The following is a 21,360-nucleotide window of genomic DNA, read 5'->3' on the forward strand; positions in this document are numbered from 1 at the left end:
ATCCAAGTGAGATATCAAAACAACCTAGTATTATACACAGTATAAAATGGAGGATTAGTAATGAATAAATGGACCATATTAGGCTTAATCACATGGTGCTCTTTTTCGAGTTTAGCCAATAATCAAATTCCAGAAATTGATCGCCCCATCAGCAGCAAGAACCCTGCTAGTATGGGTTACTACGTTGAGCACTATCAAGATCCCGATAGCCCTGAGTATCGAGATTTATTGATCGGCGTTCGTGTCGCCGCGGATACCATAAATCTTTATACCACGCGCTTAGACGCTCACAATCAACGTATCGATTATTGCTTGCCAATGAAAAGCCAGGTAAACCGCGAAACATTACGGAATTGGAAAACCGAAGAGTTAATGGAGCTGATTAATAACCAAATTGAACGTAATATTAAAAAATACGGTAAACCAGGCATTAACGGGTCTATCGGTTATTACTTAACAATGGGGCTCAAAGAGCAATACCCTTGCCCGGTACAAAAGCAATTTTAAGCTGTTGGTTTACCCTACCAAAGGTTATGTTTGAGTTGACGACAGATATGCTCTTGAGCAATTTAAAGAACTAGAACAAAGAAACTTTCAAGCCAAAAATAGATTTATATAACAAGTCAATTCTGGTCAAATAAAACCTACTTTCTTAACATCTATTCATTAGATTGATTTCGTTTGAACTCAGCAAAGGCTCTAGCGTGAATCAGAACATCTTCGATCCCTTGTTCGTCATTTAACAAGTCAGCAAAAGAACAATTGTAGTCTGGTAATCCCTGAGCCTTATAGTGTGGTTCCGTAATAAGATACTGTTTCCAAGCTTTAGGTACTGAACCTAGCACTTTCTTTTCTGATAACAGAGTTAATATTTCATCTACTTTAACAGGATACTTAAACCATGATATCGGTTTAATTGCAGGTCCTCGCTTATTTGCCACGTAAGGAGGGAGTTGAGATGAAATCAACTCAGATTCTTGAATGAATCGTACTGTCCAATCTGCAATATTTACCAATTCACCATTCGGAGTACGATTGGGGTGATTTTCAATAATCGGCGCAATGTAACCAATCTTAACTTTACGCTCAGAGATATCATTGAAAGCTTTTATTTTTTCTAAAGCTGGCAAAATATCGGTATCGTTAGTTACAAACACAATTTGCTCAAGCTCAGGATCGGTCAGAGCATCAAAAACAGCTTCAACAGCAACATTGACATCACTTTTCTTCTCTTCAAGCTTCCAAACTTTAACTCGACTAGAATCTTTAGGTAATATCTCTTTACCATTTTTATCCAATTCAAAAGCTGGGTATGTAACAGGACCACACTGATACTTTCCTGGAATCTTCTTGATATTAGAACCACAAACAATTTTCAAAGCTTTATGATAAGAACGTTGATCGTTGATCGAATTTGGATCAGAAGCTACATTAGGAAGGATTTCTGCGGTGAAAAACTTTATGGGGTCAATCTCATGTAAGGTAAAATTGTTGCCATGAGAACGAGGTAGAACATACTTTTCAAGTAACTCATGAATATTAAGCCATTTAAAGTGTGTCCCTTTCAGGCAATTGTAGTAAAAACTATAACCATCAATATAAACTCTGGTTTTCATTATTATTTTTCTTAGCTGCAGAAATGAAAAAACCACTCTAAAGAGTGGCAATTTCTCCCAGTATCTGGGGTCAAGCCACACGAGATAATGGGTAGGTAGTAAAGCTATGTTAGTTCTAACGAACAGAAAAATCAACTCATATTGATAGTTTAAATCAAAGGGCAAAACCAATGGTCTGGCTCGAGTGAAAATATGAAAAAGGAATTGGCTATCTAACCTCGCCTTGAAACAAATCAAATCTATCTAATGCGTCTTGAACTGTATATACCGACCATCCTGCGCCTTTAAGCTCTCTAGAGCTCTTGTGATTAATCACCACCGCCACTTTCTGATTATCCCAACACAAGTCAATAGAGACTTCATTTCCCTTTATGTTCTTACTTACGCCAACCTTGCCACAGGGAAGTCGATTCTTTTGACACTTTGATATTAAGCCAACAAGAGCAGGATCGGCATAAAGCATTAGATCTTGGTAGCTGTCAAACGGAGTTACAACGCCCTGCTCTTCCCTTAGCTTGTTGATGGTCAAAGTTGTCTCGTTGCTCACGCACAAGTGACCATGATGAGGCTGTTTCCTGTGACAGTCAGCACACAAGGCTCTAAGGTTCGCCCTCTTGTTGTCTGCCTTGTTCCCGTTAACATGGTGAGTGTGAAGTAGCTTTTTGTGATCTTTTAGGCAAACACTGCAATGTTGACAGGTGTAATTCAGTTCGCTTCTGAAGCTCGATGATATCGATGCCCAATCAGGAGAGTACCCACCACTGTAGTAATCGGCAGTAGAGGTTGGTATTGTCTCGAAGTGGGAACTGTATGACTCAAACAACCTCACGAACGAGAAATTGATAATGAACGATTTCTGCTCCTCGTATGTCTTCTCGGTATAGCCCTCTACATTCAGTTCCTTCATACACATAATGCATGGTGATAAATCAGATTCACCCTTTGAGTCCTGACCTGAGTGAAAAGAACGACCAAAGACCGGAAACTTGCCATCGCTTCGACTTGTCACCACATATCTATTGTGAAAACGCCCTTTTTCGCGCATATCAATTATTGTTTTACACTCTGCGACATGAACACGCCTTGCAGACTTACACTTACCGTTACTAATAACTTCGCTTATGCTTGGCCCCTGGTCGGGTATGTAGAGCATTACCTGATGACCGTCGTAACTTAGTACACCATTTGAGCCGTCAATCTCATCTAACTGAATGTCTTTACCTAGTACCTTGCCTTGAACTAGACCACGAGTAACGCTCTCTAGATTGTCTGAGCGCCTTGTTAAGGTAAAATCAGATCTCACTGCCCCCAACGGGGCAATAGCTTTATACAGGGCGCCAAAGTCGATATTTAACTTCATCAGTTCTCACCAAGAATTTGTTTTATCTGTATGTCAGCGTTTGTAACGGCTCTAAACGAGACTCGACGTGATTTCTCTGGGTCTTCTAACCCGTCTACTTTGACCAACCTCGAGGAAGAGAACCCAACCGCAGCTACTCTGGAAGTTATCCAATCTGACTCTTCCGGCATTAAGCTGTAGCCGTATTGCAAAACGGAGCGCGTTCTACCTTGTGACAACCTCATATTGTAAAAATAAGCCTGCTCTTTGGTTGAGCCTCTAAGACCTGCGCTAGATGTGTGCCCCTCAATTCTCACTTCATCAATCGAGTCGCGAAACGGCTTAAGAACCTCGATATAGCGTGGGAAGAACTGATTTAAGATCCTCTTGTAAGCAGGCTTAATCTTTGTCTGGTTGTTTGCGAACAGTACGTCAGGTGACTTGAAGTTGAATGACAGAGTTTCCTTATCAATCTCTGCTCCCCATAAATCCAAATCGCCTTTGAATTCATTCACTAAAGCATCGTAAATGGCAACTTGGTTCTCTTGATAGGCAACTGCTACATCTTTTATCTTCTGGCTTTCTTTCTGAGTCTTGAGCATGAATACGATGGCGATAAATAAAAACACCATCATTAAGCCGGCCATTAGGTCTGAGATGGAAAGCCAATGCTCTCCATTCTCCTCTTCGGCGGCATTGCTTTTACCGAATATCTTGTCCATTAGGCAACTCGCTCGTTAACGATCTCATTCATTGCCTGAGTCAGCTTCACATAATCCTCTACAAACTTGCCTGTCACCTGAGTAAGAGCTCGTCCCATCTCAGTAATGACACGGTTAATCTCTTGCTGCATAGACTCATCAATCAACTTGAGCTGAGAATCTACCGCCTCGCCAGTTAACCCGACTTGGTTTCGAATACTCTCTTCCATCGCCTCGAACGTGCGTCTAGCTTGATTAATTTGCTGAGTTGATGCCTCGTCGATAACGTCAGACAACCTTTGTTGTAACTTATCTGCCGAATTAACAATCGCCTCAGACACTTTGTTGGTATCGGTAACTAGGTTCTGGTTAGCGGTGGTCATCGTTTCTGACATCTGCTTGGCATCAGTAACTAGCATTTCAATCATGCCGCGCATAGTGTTATTCAGATCAGAAACAGCGTCTTCTAGGTGCTGCTTGATAATTCCAGTTTGGTCTTGAAGGTAGTCGGAGCTTGTTTTGAGGCTTTCGTTCGTTCTAGCTGCATTATCTGTAAATTCAGTTGCAGCCAAATCTATAGACTTGCCGATAGTTTCAGAGCTCTCTATTAGCTTTTCGCTGACATTGTTTATGCCTTTCTCGGCTTCAGTGAGCATATCGGCATAGTGGGTATTAGCAGTCTCGACTGATTTAGATATACTACTCACCACATTCTCTATCTGGTTTTGAATCTCCGGCACGGCTTCAACCGCTTTGTCTCTCATATCCCTGAATGCACCAAGATGACTCTCAAGCTCAGATATTTGGTGATTGCAGACCTCCATGATTTCTTTAAGTTGAATCATAGCTTCAGGTATCACTTTACTGTGCTCGCTGATTGTCGCGACCGAAGACTCGGTAGAGGCAATTGATTTTACGCCCAGCTCATACTGGCTCTGCATTTTCTCGAGTTGGTTTTTGTAATCTTCTTGCCACCTAACGAGAAGCAACACTGCCTCGTTTAGCTGTTTGAAGTTGTCGCCAAACTGCTCTGTCAGATTGCTATTGAAGTCAGTAATAACCTGCTTAAGCGCCTCTATAACCTGCTCTGTCGCAGATTTCGACAAGACATCGGCAAACTCCTGCATCTTGAGCCACAAATTCGTGGAAAACTCTTTAAATCTCTCTTCTTCAGTTTCGGCCCTTTCATCAAGCGTCTTTCGGGATAGCTTAGCATTGTCGTTTATGTCGCTGCGAATCATCTTGAATTGACCAAGCAACGTAGACTCTTCGTTACCGACTAGAGCATCTTTCAAAGCCTTTGTTTCTGTGGATTGAGACTGTATTGCAGAAAGAATATCTTCCGGTGTCGCGCCAAGTTTTTGCTCTTTCGCTTTTTTGGGTTTGAAGAGAGGAATAGTGCTGAGCGTCTTAAGTAATAGAGATGCGAAGATCCCCATCAGACTCGTTATGAACGCTGTCTTAAGACCAGCTAGAAGTGGAGGTATGCTTGTTTCGATATTGCTTTGATCGAACTCTAACAAGCCAAGCACAATCCCGAAGAACGTACCGAATATACCCAATGTGGTTAAAAGAGTTGGTGCGTAGTTAACGAAATCTCTGTTTCTGCCTTTCTTTCCTAGCCAGATTGCTACAAAGAATACACCGATGATTAGCACTGCTACTAGGGTGCTTACAACCCCAGCACTTAGGCTTAAAAGAATCATCTCTAATTGTTCTAACATTATATATTCTCGTTGATTTAATAGTGGTTCGGCTTTATCTCCAACTTTGAAAGTGAAAGAGGAGATTAAGGATTATTTTTATAACATGGTTCACAGTCATAAGGTGCTGTCGAGTTGCCCTTATCTACATTGTTTATCTGATCCGTTTTTGTGTTCATTCATAATCGAGATGAGGAACCAACATTTACTGATCTGTATAAATCAACAATGGTTCAAGTTAGAGATAAATAGAGCCAGATTTAACGTAACCTCATGTAATATTAGCCAAAAATAAGACATTTTAGTTAGCGCTAATTTTACTTATCGCGTTAGCTTCCCACAACTTACTTTGCAATCCCTTTAGTTATTGATATTTCGCCAAATAGCAAAGACAATAGCTAATAAACATCAAGAATCTTGATAGGTAGAATGTTTACCGTGACAATTTCTAGTTCGAAAGTGTCCAGAGGCGTTAAAGCTGGGCTAACTCAGATTATAAGACTCAAAGTGGTATTTATGGGGGGATATAACTGAATAGAACCAAAACGCTTAACAAGTAGTGCTGTGTTGTCACGAAGAACGCCTCCTCATGGGAGACGTCTTTATCTACAATTCCCGCGTTAAGCTGGATCTTGCAAATACGGCTTATCGGCTACAACAAAGGGTTTAAACTCAGTGTGTGTAATGCGTGTTTTGTCCAACTTGTTCTTTGCTGTCCATTGAGTGTTATCTCTTAGGTACTTTCTGTTGTCTTCAGATTTCGATTTACCAACTAGCCCTAAATGATAATTCATTTCATGAACTTCGCTAAAATTCACGTAATCCCAATCGTTCATCGGAAAAACCTCCTTTAAATTATGCAACATTGCATATATGCATATATAGGCACCAAGAAAGGTTTTCAAGGGGAACGAAAGAAAGATATGTCGTCCACCCAACCATTGTTGGGTAGAATTTGAACTCATTCACATCCTATTTATGTACGTTTGCCCTTCTAGAAAGTTATCCATCCTTATAATATTCTTCACGGTGACTCCCCGTGATGTATCACGGAGGTAAATTCGACCTATCTATCAGCACTCACATAGCCCTGCTCTAGTTGCAAGCTTGCGCGCTAGTTTTTACACGCCTAGAGATAAGTGATTGTTAGTCAATAGAAAACTCTAGTAGACTTACCATGTTAGTTTAAGTTCGGAACTTCTAAAACTGAAGACTCTCGCTAGAAACTATTTTAATGGCTTATACTTAAAGAGTTTTACTCATGTACGACATAGATATTACTTACGAATCAGCAAAAGAGCTTATTGATGAACTCTTAGGTGATAACATTTTCAACCCAAAAAGCTTATTTGATGTGAGTGAAAAATATGTTTGTAACTATATTTTTCGTGGACAAGGTAACAAGTCCTGGTCTCTATTGCCAACTGCTCACCGTGACGAAAGTAGCTTGAAGGATTTCACGCCTCAATCTCCAGTAAATCGAAGTGATGTTGGCCAATACTTGAAACTTCATAATCATGCAGAAATTCGCTCTGTATATCTATTTCTAGAAGCTGCTGATCATATCGGTTTACAGACTCCTATTGATTACAACCTTTTCAAAGGAGTAGTAACTGAAGACGATGATACATTCGATCACCAACTTCTCCCTAGTATTGCTTTGGCACAACACCATGGTGTACCGACTCGTTTATTAGATTGGACTGAGTCTCCTTTTGTAGCTGCCTATTTCGCCGCTAATTCAGCGTTAAACAATGCACCGGATACTCATTTTTCCATTCTTTGTATTAATACCAACATAATCAAAAATATTGAAAGTATAAACTTAATCTCGACGCCCAAAGTTAATAACAATTTTTTACGCGCGCAACGAGGTTTATTCACCCTAGTGAACACGTCTAATCATTTTTATAAAGCAAAAAAACGGTGGCCGACTTTGGAAGAAACTGTGATCAGTGAACGCTCGAAGTCATTAAATTACGCACGTCCTCCAACCGTTCGTCTATCATTACCGTCGTCAGAAGCTAAAGAATTATTGAAGCTTCTATATAGGTTAGATATATCTAAATTAACTCTCATGCCTTCCTTAGAAAATGCCGCAACGTCATTCAAGAACAAAAGGATGCTATGGGGAAATAGTTAGTTTGTAGTCTTTTTTGTTGTTAAAAAACCGAACTCAATGAGTCCGGCTTCTTTCTCCTTGATATGACCAAAAAGGAGGACTGGCTAATCCACAAACAAGACACCTCTTTGCACCAGTCATGGTCACCTTATCAACAAGAGTCACGTCGTGTTAGTTAATGTAATTTATACTTTGAATTCGCATTGATAAACCATACTTTTCTCATCCTAGTTTTTGATTTTGCCTATCGCCTTAACAAGACCAAACCAGTGCATCGACGTCTAATAGCATTGATAAAATCAGAATAAACAATAGGTTGTGCCTTTCATACCAAACATAATCAGATATTGTGCGTCATGTTTGATGTATCAAATGACCAACTTGCTTTAACTGTGTTCTCGTCGTAATTTGTATGCGTTAGATTTTATATGTCAAGGATATGAAATGGCTAAGTTTTTAAACACAAGTGCTACAAACTACTATTTAGAAGAACTTATTAAGAATGCATCTGAAAGGTTGATACTCATCAGCCCTTTTTTGAAACTTAATGACCGAATCAGAGAGCTACTAGAAGATAAAGATCGATTAAAAATCGACATCAGAATTGTTTATGGAAAAAGCGAACTACAACCAGATGAGATTAACTGGCTTAAAGGTTTATCTTACATCCGTACTAGTTTCTGTAAAAACCTTCACGCTAAGTGCTACATTAACGAAAGCTCTTGTATCATCACTAGCTTAAACCTATATGAGTTCAGTCAAGTAAATAATAATGAAATGGGTATCTTCATCGACAGAGATGAAGACTCAGAGATTTACAAAGACTCTTATGAAGAAGCTCAACGTATTATTCGTATTAGTGATGAAGTTAGGATTTCACTAGAAAAGGTTTCATCTGACGCAGCTGAACCTGCAATTAGTGATGAATCAAATGCAGTTTTTGAAGAAACGAAAGTTACGTCTTCTAAACTCGCAAAGAAACATAAGCTAAAAACTGACGATTTTCTTCAAGCCTGTGTGTCGAAAGGGTATCTCTCGTTAGAAGATGGGAAACACACTTTAACTGAATCAGGCAAAGAACAAGGTGCTGAATTCAAATACAGCAAACGATTTGGTCCTTACTTTATTTGGCCTGAAGCTATCGATGTAGTTTAAGCCATGAAAAAGCCGAACTCAATGAGTCCGGCTTATTAAAATCAACAGTACGTGCAAGTGCTTTGCTACATATCGTCAGCTTTTACTGCTGTTGATATGAATGTTGTCCATACATCATCATGCTTTATAGTTACAAACTGCCCATCGTCGTCGCTATGCTTTTTTACTATCTCAGAACTTTCCAGATCTTTATTAGTAGGTTCAGCATGAACGTGACAATGTCTTGACCCCGTAGGAACACCCCAAGCTGAACAGTTTGTTCGACAATAATGACAACCGTCAGAAGCTGTACGTCCGGGATGACTCAATGTCGGCATTGAAACTGTAGAAATAGTTAAACCAACGAGTAATAACAACTTTTTCATAATAGTACTCATCTTTTTATAAGGAGAGTTAATCTATCACTTTCATATGGCATAAACTGCGACTTAGATCATTCACCTAATGTTCAACAATATACGTATTCTATGGCCTGATCTTTGATAATGCTTCTAGCAAGTTTTAGTAGGTGCGTTGAGGTTTTAATCTCTAGATCCGATTGAATCCCCAAAAGAGCAATTCCTGCTAATATTTGTTGTGGCCTAACCACTTGGCCAGTTGGTAGCTCCATTCTATCGTATAACATTTTGAACTGTACCCAGTCCTCACAGTTTTGAAACACAGTTCAGCTACCTAGTCATTTGGCACTCTAACTCTCGAAAAATGTAATTCTTACTCATTTCGCGATACTTAAATGATAAAAGCTCTAAATACAAGAGGTTGAACTGATTTTATAAGATATGCATCATTAAACATAATCAGACAAAGTGCGCACTGTACGAAGAAGTACTAATTGGCAAATTTGCCTTATAAAAAGTTATTCATTAATCGCTAATGTTAGAATTCCTGAAACACATTTATGTCCAAAAACGTTTTTGAAACGGCTCAATCTTAATTGTGATCACCAAGCTATTCTGTCGTATCTTAGCCTTGGCAGTCGTAATACACCTCTTTTGCAGCTTGTAGCCCTATTTCAGATTTCATCAAACCGAACAAAAGCGCCTCACTCAGTGTGGGCGCTTTTTTGTTTTCCTTCACAAGGAGTTTTTCTATGTCTACGACTCGTGGTGGTCAAATCACTTTTCACAACATTCGAATGTGGTGGCAAGTGAACGTGACCACAATCAAGTACCTCAATATCTTCGCGGCCTTGCTCGGCCTTCTCACCACTTACCTCCTCACCTCGGCCAACACATTAACGGGTGCCTACTACTACAGTATCTTTTGGCTGTTCAACAAATTAGGTTTTAGCCTAAAGCGCAACGTGGTGATCGAATGGGAAGAGCAACGCTACAGCAGCACCCTTGGCCAACAACTGCAAAACCCCATATTGTCACAGTGCTACCAAGAATTACTGCAAGCCCTGTTCGTTGGCCTAGTAGTCTCTGTGGTCACTTCCACCGTGCTGTTTGTGATTATCAACCACTGGTTTAAGAGAAAAGGGCAAGAGCAAAGCGAAGATAACCACATTCGCGGCTTTCAATTGGCTGAGCCTAAAGCCGTCACCGCAGAACTAAAAAAGAAGAAAAAACTCTCTCCTTTTGCGCTCGATGGTCACAAGCTTTTTGTTGATAGGTTTGAGGTCAAGCACTTAATGATTGACGGTACCACAGGCGCAGGTAAATCCGTTGCGATTCGCAAGCTATTGCGCTGGATACGGGCGCGAGGCGATAAAGCCATCATCTACGATAAAGGCTGCGATTTTGTCAGTAAATTCTATGACCCGCATAAAGACGTGATTTTAAATCCCTTCGATGAGCGTTGCGCTGCCTGGGATATTTGGAGTGATGCCAAAGAAGCCCCTGACTTTGAATCGCTCGCGGCCGCGCTTATTCCACAACACGGCGAAGGCGATCCGTTTTGGGTGGATTCCGCACGAACCATTTTCGCAGCAACCACCTATCAAATGATGCTCGATGACAAACACGAATGTACCATTGAAAATTTGCTGCACATTATCTTAACATCTGAGCTTTCAACGTTAGGTGAACACTTAAAAGGCACCGAAGCCAGCTCCCTAGTCTCGAAAAGTATCGAGAAGACGGCGATATCCATCAAATCGGTCCTGGCGACTTACATTAAGTCTTTGCGTTACTTACATGGTTTGGATGAAAAAGACGCCCAAGGTCACCGTAAACATGCGCCATTTTCGATCACAGATTGGGTGCAAGATGAATCCCAGCAAGGGTTTTTATTCCTATCGAGCAATGCAAGACAACACACCGCACTCAGACCACTGATCTCTATGTGGCTCGCGATTGCCTCCAACGCCATTCTAGGGATGGAGCCCGATGACGACCGCCGAATTTGGGTGGTCATCGATGAAATGCCTACATTACATAAACTGCCTGAACTCACGCACATTATTTCTGAAGTGCGTAAATTTGGAGGGTGTTATTTACTGGGTTTGCAATCTTACGCTCAATTAGAAACCACTTACGGGCGCAACGCGGCGAGAGTCATTTTTGATTTGCTCAACACGCGTTTTTTCTTCCGCGCCCCTTCAAAAGCGATGGCCACCATTTCCTCGGATGATCTTGGTGAGCAAGAAATCGATATCTCACGAGAAAATATCTCTTACGGGGCGAACGCATTGCGTGACGGTGTCTCACTCGGCCATCAAAACAAAACGCGTCCTGTGGTTTCTCCTGCCGAAATCCAAGGTTTGGATGATTTAGAGTGTTACTTACGCACCCCTAACTCTATGCTCATCACTAAGCTGCAACTGAAGTACGACCGCATGAGCAATCTCCAACCCTCCTTCATCAAACGCAGCCTACCAGGCGGGAAAGCAATGGAGAGTATCGACCAAGCCTTGATTTTTCATGAGTTAATTGCGTTGCATGAGCTCGATGAAACCCAAAGAAACCGATTACTTGCCATTCAACAAAGTACCTATGAAGACGAAGAAGAGCAGCAGCAAACCAGAACCCATCAAAAACAAACCCTTACCAAAGCACCGAAAAAGGAAAACCCGACCAATAACGCAGCCCAAAACCAACAGCTCGCTGAAAACACACAAAATGAACTACAACAAGAGACCGAAGAGGCGTCCATGACACAAGCAGAAACGGGCGAGATGTACGATTAACCACACGAAATGAAACATCAAGGAACATTTAGAGACCGAACACAATCTTGCCCTCCCCTGTAAAAAGCCTTTACCACCCTTCCATTCACATCAACGCCGTCCGCTACCCCATTCGTACCACACCCAAATCACCGGCATTGCGCTGACGTGGCGGCTTTGCTGCGCCCCAACAAAAGGAAAACACCTTATGATGTCCATTAGCCCTCTTAAATCCGCCTCTGGCGCCGCCAAGTATTACTTAAACGAAGAAAACACCCAAGAGACCCCTGACATTTCTCTCGAAAAAGACAGCAACGACAACTACTACCTTAAAGAAAACAGTCCCAATGAAAACACCTTTTGGCATGGTCAGTTAGCCGAAGAAGCAGGCCTACTCGGTAAACCGGTTGACCAAAAAACGTTAGAGTCCGTTTTATCTGGACACCTAGGCCATGAAACCATCAAAGGCAAACGCGACGATCATAAATCGGGGTTTGACCTAACCTTTTCTGCGCCAAAATCGGTCAGTGTACTTGCTCTCGTCGGGGGTGACACACGTTTAGTCGATGCGCATAACACGGCGGTCAAATTCGCGCTATCGCAATTAGAAAAAGACGTAGCACAAGCCACGCACATCAATGACGAAGGCGCTCGTGAGTTCATCAATACCGAATCCATGGCCTTTGCGGTCGTGCGCCATAAAACCAGTCGTGAAAACGACCCACAACTCCATTCCCACGCTTTGACGGCAAACATGACACGCGACAAAGAAGGGCAACTGCGTACACTCGCCTCTTCTCTCAAACAAAAAGGCGGCGTCATCAATGGGACAGGCGAGCGCATTTACAACTTCCAAAAGTACTACACCGCTCTTTACCAGAGTCAGCTTGCCAAAGAGAGCGAACAAATGGGTTATCAAATGCAAGGCGTGGGTAACGGCCAATTTGAAGCCAAAGGCCTCCCTCAAATCCTCCTTGATACGTTTTCTACTCGCAAACAACAGCTCGACCAACAAGCCTTAGTTTTTGGGGGGACGCAAGCGGCAAAAGATGTAGCCGCACTCGATACTCGCAAAGCCAAAACCTACGAAAGTGAGGCAACGCTCAATGCTCGCTGGCAACAAACGGTGTGCAATAAAGGCTATCAGCCCGAAGACTTGGTTAAAAACGCCCTCGGCATAGCTCAACAAGAGCATCACCCTGAACAAATCGCTAAAGACGCGTTTAGTCGCGCCGTTGAACACTTAGGGCAATACAACACGGCATTAAAACTGGAAAAGATTATAGAATTAGCCACGGCCGAGTTTACCAAAGGCGGCGTACAAGCCAATGCAATTGACCTTAAAGTGGTCGCAGACCAATGGGTGAAAGACGGGGCGCTTATCCCCCTTTCCATGAAAGGTCAATACACCACTCAAACCATGCTGAAAACCGAACAAGTGTTAATGGCGGCCAGCAAAGGGCGTACGCACCATATGCGTACTCCCGTCAATGACGCTACGTTAGATAAACTGAACCTCACTCAAGGCAACCGCCAAAAGGTGGCGGACATTTACCAGTCCACCAAACAGTTTCATGTGGTCAATGTGTTTGGTAACAGTGAGCAAATCGCGCAAAACCTATTGAACGTCGGCAACCATGTCGGTAAACGTGTCCACTTAGTGTCACAAAACGCCAAAGACAAACACCGTCATAGCCAAACCATCCAACGTGAAAGTCATACGATCGCAGCCTGGGTAAAACACCGATTTCAAGAAGAGCAGCGTCACTCTGTCCATAGTTTATTGCACTCAGACGTCCCTATGACCAACAAAGACATCCTTCTCGTCGACAGCGCCCACAAAATGAGCGCCAATGAGTTGATGGCTTTAAATACAAAAGCTAAGGGCTCGGGGAGCAAAGTCATCTTGCTGAACAACACGTCCAGTCGCCAAGGTTTTAAAGCCTATAACGCCATCGAGCTTTACCGCAAAGGCAACGTCGTCTCGCACTCTTGGGTAGACAGCAAACAGATAGACAGTAAGGTTGCCTTGCACAACAGCGATACGCGCACCCTCGCCAGAGCTTATACCTACTTATCAAACAAAGAAGACACACAAGTGCTGGCGACTTCTCACGTTGAACAACGAAGATTGACGGACGCGATCCGGACCTCTCTGCAGAACGAGGGTCAACTTGCCCGCAGTGGCATCACCTTGTTGACTCAGCAGCCTCATTATTTGTCTAAACCCCAACAGGAGTTAGCGCAACACTACAAGCCGGGCATGACCCTTCGCCATTGGGAAGAGGGAAAACCTCAAGAATTAGTGGTTTCAACATCGGATAAGGCAAACAATCGAGTCCATGTCCTCAGCAAAACCGATGGCCAAGAATACACCCTCGATCCCGCTTCCGCCGGATTCAAAGCCCTCAACATGCAGCTCTTTAAACCTGAATCGTTACAAGTCAACCAAGGTGAACGCCTCATAACCACCGGTAAGCACTTTCCATCCGGGTTGAACGCCAATGAACATTACGTGGTCACGGATATCTCTAAAGAAGCCCTAACGTTAACCGACACGCAAGGCGAATCAAAAACCTTATCCGTTGCAGCGCTGAAAGACGCACCACTAAAATACGACTATGTGCATTCCACCAGTCATATCGAACCAAGGCCGCACACTCTCATTTCAGGCAAAGCCTTTATGCTATCCAAAGCGCTCTTCCATGATCTGACCGAGAAAAGCGCGCGCATCGATGTGTTTACCGACAACCCCGATAAAGCCCAGGCCGCGCTTGAGAAAAGCGAAGTGAAGCTTTCTGCTATCGAGCGAGTGATGCACACTCAAAGTGTCAACGACCGCTACCTGACTGACACCACCGCCCTCACCGTCAAAAGCGACATCAAGCAAGCCCTCAACCTCTTAAACAAAGAGCAAAATTCACCACTGCAAGAGAAAGCGTTGAACTTTGCCCTGAGTCATCTTTCTGAAAAAGAAGCGGCGTTTACACAAAAAGCGTTAGTCGTCGAAGCGATCCGTTACGCTTTTGAAGAGGCCAATCAACCGATAATCAAAGAGCAAATTGAAACAGAGCTCGCCAAACGAAGTGATGTCCTCTCTGCCGAATACAACGATGGCACACGCTGGACCACCCAAGCGGCGCTCGATACCGAAAAGCACATTTTACGGAACATTGATCAAGGGAAAAATCAACACAAGCCGTTTGCCACCCACAAACAAGTCAGAGATTATCTCGATGCACAGCCTCGCCTTACCCAAGGGCAAAAGGACGGCATCACCCTTATCTCAACGACCAAAGACAGTTTTGTGGCCGTGCAAGGTTTGGCAGGCACAGGTAAATCCACCCTGCTCGAATCCAACATTGAATTGATTCAACACGCTAGCCAAGCCAGTACACACTCACCTTCGCAAGTGATCGGTCTGGCGCCAACTCACGCCGCCGTCAGCGAACTGGAAAGCAAAGGGATACAAGCGCAAACGCTGGAAAGCTTACTGACCGACCTAAGACGTGGCATCACCTTACCAGAGGACTACAAAAACACCCTATTCTTCCTCGATGAAAGCTCGATGGTCAGCAACCAACAAGCCAAAGAGCTCACCGACCTTGTATTACAAAGCGGCTCCAAAGCCACCTTGCTTGGGGATAAAGAGCAGCTGCTTTCTCTTAATGCCGGTAAACCGTTTGAATTGAGCATGAGCCAAGGACTCCTCGATACGGCTTTTATGACCGACATCATTCGTCAGAAGAATGAAATACTGCTTGGCGCCGTGCACAACATTGTTGATAAACAGCCAGACAGCGCCCTCAGTAAACTCTCTCAGCAAGGCCCTGATACGCTCGGTAGCACGCAACATATCATTTCCACCCTCGATGAGAGTGCGAAAGACCAAAGCAAAGCACAGCTAATCGCCACCGAAAAGCTGCCTTACGCTGTAGCGCAGGACTACCTTGCCCGTACGCCCGAAACGCGAGAAAACACGCTTATCATTGCTTACACGAATAATGAGCGTGACCACATCACTGAGCACATTCGTGTCGGACTGATGAAAACACGGGAGATAGGCCAAGAGAACATCACCACCACCCGATTGCGCTCTACAGGTGATAGCAAAGAAGAGTTAGCCACTATGATGCCTTATCAGAAAGGGCTCATTTTAAGCACCAAACCAGGAGAGTACGACCTCATTACCCACGTTGATTCGGAGCACGGTGTGGTGACACTTCAAGACGTGAATACAGGTAAGACAAAACCGTTTTTGCCACGCAACAAAGACCACAAATACACGTCACTCTTCGCTCAATCAGAAAAGCCGCTTTCAACCGGTGATAAAATCATGACCCGCTTTACCGACAAAGCGCGAGGCATTAAAGCCAATGTGGAATACACCATCAGCCATGCCACCAAGGAAGAAATCACCGCGCTTTCGAAAGAGGGGCAAACGTTAAACCTCAACCCAAACCAACTCAAAGATGGGCATTGGGATTACGCTTACACCAGAACCGCAGATATGGCGCAAGGAGCGACGTATCAGTCCGTCATTACCACCCTCAAAGGCAAAGGCGCACTGACGAACTTAAGACGCGCTTACATCGATTTGAGCCGGGCGAGTACTCATGTAAAACTCTTTACCGACAACCCAAAACAGATGATGAAGAGCTGGTTATCGAAAGAGGTCAATAAACACAGTGCCATTGAAACCATTGATAACATTGCACCACAAAGTACCCCTTACTTTAATGACAAAGCCCTACCTCATGAAGACGTTCGTTATCAAAATAGAAACGGAGATTTTGACTACAACCAATTTAAAGAGCACATCAACCAAGCATTACCTAAATACACCGAAAGCTTAGCCATCAACCTATTGGGACAACCAAACCCATCTAAATCAGACCGTGATTATCTCACCTTTGGCATTGGGAAATCGGCTATAAAAGTATCGTTAACGGGTGAGTATCGAGGGTATTTCAAAGACTATACAACCGGTGAAAAAGGCTCACTAATCAATTTAATGATGAATAGTAAGAAAATAGATTATAAGGAGGCAATGAAAGAAGCCCACAAAATGCTCAATGAGCCAGAAAGATACCAACTGGAAGAAAACAGCAAACATGAAAAATTGCTCAACACTACCCCAAGACATATTGCGCAGTTTGAAGAAAGGGCAAAAGAGTATATACAAACCAGTCAACCACTCACGGGCACATTGGCAGAGATCTACCTAAATAAATTCGGGATTGAACACCCTAAAAATGACCATGTTCACTTTCATCAAACGGTATATTCCTCAGAGGACAAAACATTTCACCCGGCGATGATAACCAACATTCACGATAAAAAAGGAGAAACAAAAGCGATCGAAGTCACTTATTTAGACGGGCAAGGAAATAAAGATCCGGCACTCGAGATCAATCCAAGGACATTAGGCACTAAATCCAAACAAATGACGCAATTTCATCAAGGCAGTGATTTGCACACTACCATCATCAGTACCTCAATAGAAAATGCTTTTATTATCAATCAAGCTCACCAAGGTCAATACGACATTATCAATGTCAATCATAAGAATGACATCCAGAATATTTCCACCGATGAACTCAGACAGAATATAGTGATTGTCCTGAGTCAAGGCAATACTGAGTTGAACCCCAACAACATTGAAAAAATCATGGCGAACTTTTCAGATAGAGATATTCATTTTGTTTCACCTGACAACATGCTTGAGGAAATTAAACAGGGTATTGAACAATACCATCAACAAGCGCATCAACAAAAAGAGGAATTCGACACACCCACTCAAGACCATGATTCATTAACCGACAAGCCGGACACTGATATTAATCAACACAAAAAAGAAATCAAAGATAAAGAGCTTGATCACTTCGACAGTAAAGAAGCCTCCCCTCAAAAATCGTTTGATTTTAATCATGAGCGTGACAACAACAATGACCAATATAATAAACCAGATAAAGAGTTAGAGCGGTAGAAAAAGGGTATGTCCAATGGACTACCCTTTTTTTTCGCCTGCCAGAAACTCATCAACTTTATTATCAATATCAGATTTAACCTGTTGCCTAAAGGGTTTGGATTCTTTTTGATCTCGGAATAATTTTTCACCATCAAAGGTTTGTCCATGAACCACATCAGTGATCGCAGATGAGCCGCGAACGACACGATAAATCTCTTCCATCAACGCACGGTTCGATGGACTATCATCCTCACTGTCATTGAGTTTGATGCGCAGTGCCAACATCAAAAGTTGCCGTGTAGCCTCTGCATCACTTAACGCTTCCTTATCCCTAAACGTCTTAAAATCTTGCGCTAACTTTCCACGTAAAGAACTTTGTAGCGGATAAGAACGTGTCATATTGCCCTCCTCAAGCTCAATTAAAAGCATTATTATTTCAATGAAATTTCAATCAACTAATTTTATAAAATACTCCTCAGTACTTGTCAATAAAGGGATCAATCAACATTCAATGATTTCAAATTGTAAATGCATTGAAAATGCTCTCATCGCTTTATCTATAAGGGATCAATCAATATTCATTGAAAATATATATTTATCCATTGAAATTTAATCGGCTAATTAGTGTAATTTTTGAAAATTTTCTGACTTTACTTTAAGCGACTATTATCTTTTTAAGTTTTTGTTTTTATTGTCTTTATGTTTATCACAGACAACCATTTGCATTGATTTCAATGCGCCGTAGGGTGTGGTCACCAACTCAACTAACCAACAACTCAGAACGAATGATCTGAGTTCCTTAATCAAAGCGACGGGAAAAACTGACAGCGAAAGACAAAAGCCGACCAGGTGGCGAATGAATCTGACGAACGAGGGATGCGGGGGATCTGGAAATTGAAGGAAGAAAGCGAGAGGAAAAGCTAAAGACCTTGCACCGTTATGGTGCAAGGCCTTTTATTTAACGTTAGGATTAAAATAAACCGATTGGACTTTTTGGATGTATATTTTTCTGGCGTTCTCGGTGCGTTTGGAAAAACCCGCATTATACGCGCCGACACTGTTCCAGTTATAACCATGACTAGAAAAGTTAGAACTTAATACCCATGCGCCAAGATGAACATTAAAGCAAGGATTATAGATATTTGTTTCATTCACATTAAATTCGGATAGTCGATCAAACCAATGGGAATTAATTTGCATCAATCCAAAATCACGGCTGATGACTTGACCGGATTGGTTTTTATTTTCATTGTACGCGTTCGGCTTTAGGCTACTTTCTACCGTGGCGATGGATTTTAAAAGCTGTGGAGCGACATTATAAAATCGCCCTGCCTCATCAAAGCAAAAAGCCCAACTGAAACACGGCGATAACAACGAAAGATAAAGTAATGGTTTCATCATAAAAAAGAGCCCTAATAATAGGACTCTCATTTTATGCCATCCCATTGAGATATCAATATTCACAAGGTAATAAAATTGTGGTCACGCTGCGGTCACGTTCAGTTATTATCCAAACCGATTGGTCACAAATCGTATAATTCGATATCACTCTCTCGCCTGTTTTGGTTGCTTCGTCATTGGTGATTTTATCTTCAATGCAAGTCTCTCCCCAATCTCCACTTTGGTGACGCTGCAAATAAATCGACAAGTTAGCACCGACATTATTATCTAATAACTGCTCAATACCTTGCGTATAGACCACTTTACCCAACGAAAACGGAACGGCCGTACAAACGTAACATTTTGCTTTCGTTTCTTCTCTATCTTGTGTAGCATTCAGAATGTTCATTAAATCTAACTCCGATGTAATTGAACATGCCTTGATATTTGAGACAGCAAATATCAAGGCGCTTTATTTTCACGCTTAATAAACGTCTTCCGTTTTACGAATATGATTAAACACTTCATGAATTTCATCGTAAGTGATGCCATACCCTTCGAGCTTTTCCACACAGTCACAAATATCATTGGTGTAGAAACACTCATGATTAAATAACTCACGACGAATGATCGCTTTTTTTCCGTTCTCTTTGATATCTTCGGCGATCCCTTCTTGAGCGATAGAATCTAAACGAGTCATTAATTGCTTGGCATTATCAACTGGGCAAATTAACCCCATACCTAGCGACGCATATTTCACGCCCTCTTTTTTTTCATCATCGAACTGTTGATTAGAAAAAGCAAAGAACGCCCCTGCCTCATTAAAAGCCTGAGTTTGTTTGTCTTGAATATAGTGTGAGAGATATTTCATCTTTTAAGTCTCCATTTTATAATTAAGGGGATGATCCACTCTTTTATGTTTCGATGTATTGATGGTTGTTTGTCACCCATCCTATGACTACAGCACGACTATTCAGCCCTACCTTATTTGTTTCAGTAATCACATGACCTCTCGCGATGCCTTGCCCCCAGTACGGCTTATTGAGTTCTGTTTCTGGGAACAAAACCGTCAGTTCTAGCCAAACACTGGAATGCCTGGCTCTTGCTTTTACATGAGCGGCAATCACGACAATATTTTTCACAGATATTGATCCTGATAGGACAACATCACGACTTAGCCCTACTGGGTGCACGCCCAAAGAGATATCATTTTTTGGTGAGCTTTCGTGGCCAGCGGCGAAACGCTGGTCGCTGAAATTCGATTTAGAGAGAGTTGGGGTTGATTGTCGTTGTGCCATGAGGAGTTTCCTTTCTGTTTGAGTATCACTTTTATGGAGCCGCTTGGCTGTCCCTACCTCAAACATGGTTCTTCTCTGCAGGGGCGCGAAGCGTTCATTTACCCTTGCAGAGAAGGTTCTGATTGAGGAGGGTTAACAGCCTGCGAGCCCCATCAAATGATGCGAGTCGAAAGGGAAATCGGCACATAAGACAGCAAGCCCTTACTCGAACTTAATTGAAATCAGTGAAAGGTAACGAGGAGGCACGACGAGGCGCAGCTACGCAGTAGCGCAGGCGTTCAGGATTGCAGCGATATCCTTTTAGATAGGGGCTGTAGAGAGGCACAGCCTGGGGCGGCACGCAGTGACTCACCAGGGTGATGCCACTCTTAGGCCATAGATGAAAGATACAAGCGAAAAGCCTTGCCCGAAGGGTAACGCCCAACTCAAGCCGTTACCACAACGCAGCACTTAAAATCAGCCTTAAACCGTCATAATAAAAAAGCCGCCTATCAAGCCCTATAAGACAAGAATCAACAAAACGACACCATGACAAAGCAATATAATCAAACATAGAGCAAATGGGCGTACTGTGGTACTGAGAGCCGTTTTGACGACCGCTTGCGGTCGAGCCTTTGGCTCAACCTCTTTTAGCGCAGAAACCCAAGCGTACACAGCAATCACGAGGTAAAAAAAATGCCTCTAGGATAAGAGGCATTTCAGAAAACATATTTGTACATTAAGCGGTGATATGACTGCCAACCCAAAACGCGGCACCGGCTACCGTCGCAATCATCGCAAAGGCAGTAGCAATAATGAGGTTTTTAAGGGAACTCACTTCATTACGAACCCCCAGGACCTCATTCCGTACCCCTTGAATATCAGATTTCAGCTCATTACGAACCGCTTCGATCTTCTGATCGAGTTCTTTCCGCGTATCATTTAACTGCTCTTGAGTGGCAGCATGAGCGGTTAGGTTGATCAGCT

At 42.6% G+C, this 21,360-nt stretch carries 17 protein-coding genes and 1 pseudogene; 5 read left to right on the top strand and 13 right to left on the bottom strand.

The window, feature by feature from the left end:
- Positions 1–60: 60 nt before the first annotated feature.
- Positions 61–507 (top strand): hypothetical protein, encoded by a 447-nt coding sequence (locus ACED25_RS02465; protein WP_017102791.1) that lies wholly within the window; start codon positions 61–63, stop codon positions 505–507.
- A gap of 152 nt (positions 508–659) precedes the next feature.
- Here ACED25_RS02465 and ACED25_RS02470 read toward each other — a convergent pair whose 3' ends face one another.
- From ACED25_RS02470 to ACED25_RS02490, 5 genes are all read right to left on the bottom strand, one after another.
- Positions 660–1,616, bottom strand: a complete 957-nt coding sequence (locus ACED25_RS02470) for an NYN domain-containing protein (protein WP_102420946.1) — start codon at positions 1,614–1,616, stop codon at positions 660–662.
- Between the two features lie 208 nt (positions 1,617–1,824).
- The gene (locus ACED25_RS02475) at positions 1,825–2,976 is read right to left on the bottom strand and encodes an HNH endonuclease (RefSeq protein WP_017102789.1); all 1,152 of its coding nucleotides are present in this window, start codon (positions 2,974–2,976) and stop codon (positions 1,825–1,827) included.
- Complete coding sequence (locus ACED25_RS02480) at positions 2,976–3,677, bottom strand: OmpA family protein (protein ID WP_017102788.1); 702 nt, start codon at positions 3,675–3,677, stop codon at positions 2,976–2,978. Before ACED25_RS02480 ends, ACED25_RS02475 begins: the two co-directional genes overlap by 1 nt.
- Positions 3,677–5,380, bottom strand: a complete 1,704-nt coding sequence (locus ACED25_RS02485) for an anion permease (RefSeq protein ID WP_017102787.1) — start codon at positions 5,378–5,380, stop codon at positions 3,677–3,679. The genes ACED25_RS02480 and ACED25_RS02485 overlap by 1 nt, the downstream gene beginning before the upstream one ends.
- Before the next feature lie 599 nt (positions 5,381–5,979).
- A complete protein-coding gene (locus ACED25_RS02490; protein ID WP_029236513.1) occupies positions 5,980–6,195 on the bottom strand; it encodes a hypothetical protein in 216 nt (71 codons plus the stop codon).
- A gap of 425 nt (positions 6,196–6,620) precedes the next feature.
- Between ACED25_RS02490 and ACED25_RS02495 the strand changes: the two genes are divergently transcribed.
- Both ACED25_RS02495 and ACED25_RS02500 read left to right on the top strand, forming a co-directional pair.
- Positions 6,621–7,502, top strand: a complete 882-nt coding sequence (locus ACED25_RS02495; RefSeq protein WP_017061853.1) for an FRG domain-containing protein — start codon at positions 6,621–6,623, stop codon at positions 7,500–7,502.
- 423 nt (positions 7,503–7,925) lie between these two features.
- A complete protein-coding gene (locus ACED25_RS02500; protein WP_017061854.1) occupies positions 7,926–8,636 on the top strand; it encodes a phospholipase D family protein in 711 nt (236 codons plus the stop codon).
- Positions 8,637–8,701: 65 nt separating this feature from the next.
- Here ACED25_RS02500 and ACED25_RS02505 read toward each other — a convergent pair whose 3' ends face one another.
- The gene (locus ACED25_RS02505) at positions 8,702–9,001 is read right to left on the bottom strand and encodes a hypothetical protein (protein WP_133152788.1); all 300 of its coding nucleotides are present in this window, start codon (positions 8,999–9,001) and stop codon (positions 8,702–8,704) included.
- Positions 9,002–9,084: 83 nt separating this feature from the next.
- Positions 9,085–9,316 (bottom strand): annotated as a pseudogene (locus tag ACED25_RS02510) (regulator).
- A gap of 410 nt (positions 9,317–9,726) precedes the next feature.
- Here ACED25_RS02510 and traD point away from each other — a divergent pair.
- Together traD and traI are read left to right on the top strand one after the other, a co-directional pair.
- Complete coding sequence (gene traD / locus ACED25_RS02515) at positions 9,727–11,766, top strand: type IV conjugative transfer system coupling protein TraD (RefSeq protein ID WP_017102203.1); 2,040 nt, start codon at positions 9,727–9,729, stop codon at positions 11,764–11,766.
- Positions 11,767–11,953: 187 nt separating this feature from the next.
- Positions 11,954–17,734, top strand: coding sequence for a conjugative transfer relaxase/helicase TraI (traI, locus tag ACED25_RS02520; RefSeq protein ID WP_371694559.1), 5,781 nt, complete (start codon positions 11,954–11,956; stop codon positions 17,732–17,734).
- Positions 17,735–17,755: 21 nt separating this feature from the next.
- On the opposite strand, the gene ACED25_RS02525 is transcribed toward traI, so the two are convergent.
- The 6 genes from ACED25_RS02525 to ACED25_RS02550 form a co-directional block, all read right to left on the bottom strand.
- Positions 17,756–18,115 carry a hypothetical protein gene (locus ACED25_RS02525; RefSeq protein WP_029222784.1) on the bottom strand — a complete coding sequence of 120 codons (360 nt, stop codon included), beginning with the start codon at positions 18,113–18,115 and terminating at the stop codon, positions 17,756–17,758.
- Positions 18,116–18,670: 555 nt separating this feature from the next.
- On the bottom strand, positions 18,671–19,117 hold the full coding sequence (locus tag ACED25_RS02530) for a lytic transglycosylase domain-containing protein (protein ID WP_347230238.1): 447 nt from the start codon (positions 19,115–19,117) through the stop codon (positions 18,671–18,673).
- Between the two features lie 52 nt (positions 19,118–19,169).
- Positions 19,170–19,505 carry a hypothetical protein gene (locus ACED25_RS02535; RefSeq protein WP_016766862.1) on the bottom strand — a complete coding sequence of 112 codons (336 nt, stop codon included), beginning with the start codon at positions 19,503–19,505 and terminating at the stop codon, positions 19,170–19,172.
- Positions 19,506–19,580: 75 nt separating this feature from the next.
- Positions 19,581–19,967, bottom strand: coding sequence for a hypothetical protein (locus tag ACED25_RS02540; RefSeq protein WP_017101067.1), 387 nt, complete (start codon positions 19,965–19,967; stop codon positions 19,581–19,583).
- Positions 19,968–20,010: 43 nt separating this feature from the next.
- The gene (locus tag ACED25_RS02545) at positions 20,011–20,394 is read right to left on the bottom strand and encodes a hypothetical protein (RefSeq protein ID WP_371694560.1); all 384 of its coding nucleotides are present in this window, start codon (positions 20,392–20,394) and stop codon (positions 20,011–20,013) included.
- Positions 20,395–21,112: 718 nt separating this feature from the next.
- On the bottom strand, positions 21,113–21,358 hold the full coding sequence (locus tag ACED25_RS02550) for a DUF1640 domain-containing protein (protein ID WP_371694561.1): 246 nt from the start codon (positions 21,356–21,358) through the stop codon (positions 21,113–21,115).
- Positions 21,359–21,360 lie beyond the last annotated feature (2 nt).

Origin of the sequence: Vibrio sp. 1F263 (assembly GCF_041439035.1) — a bacterium.
Classification (GTDB): Bacteria; Pseudomonadota; Gammaproteobacteria; order Enterobacterales; family Vibrionaceae; genus Vibrio; species Vibrio tasmaniensis_A.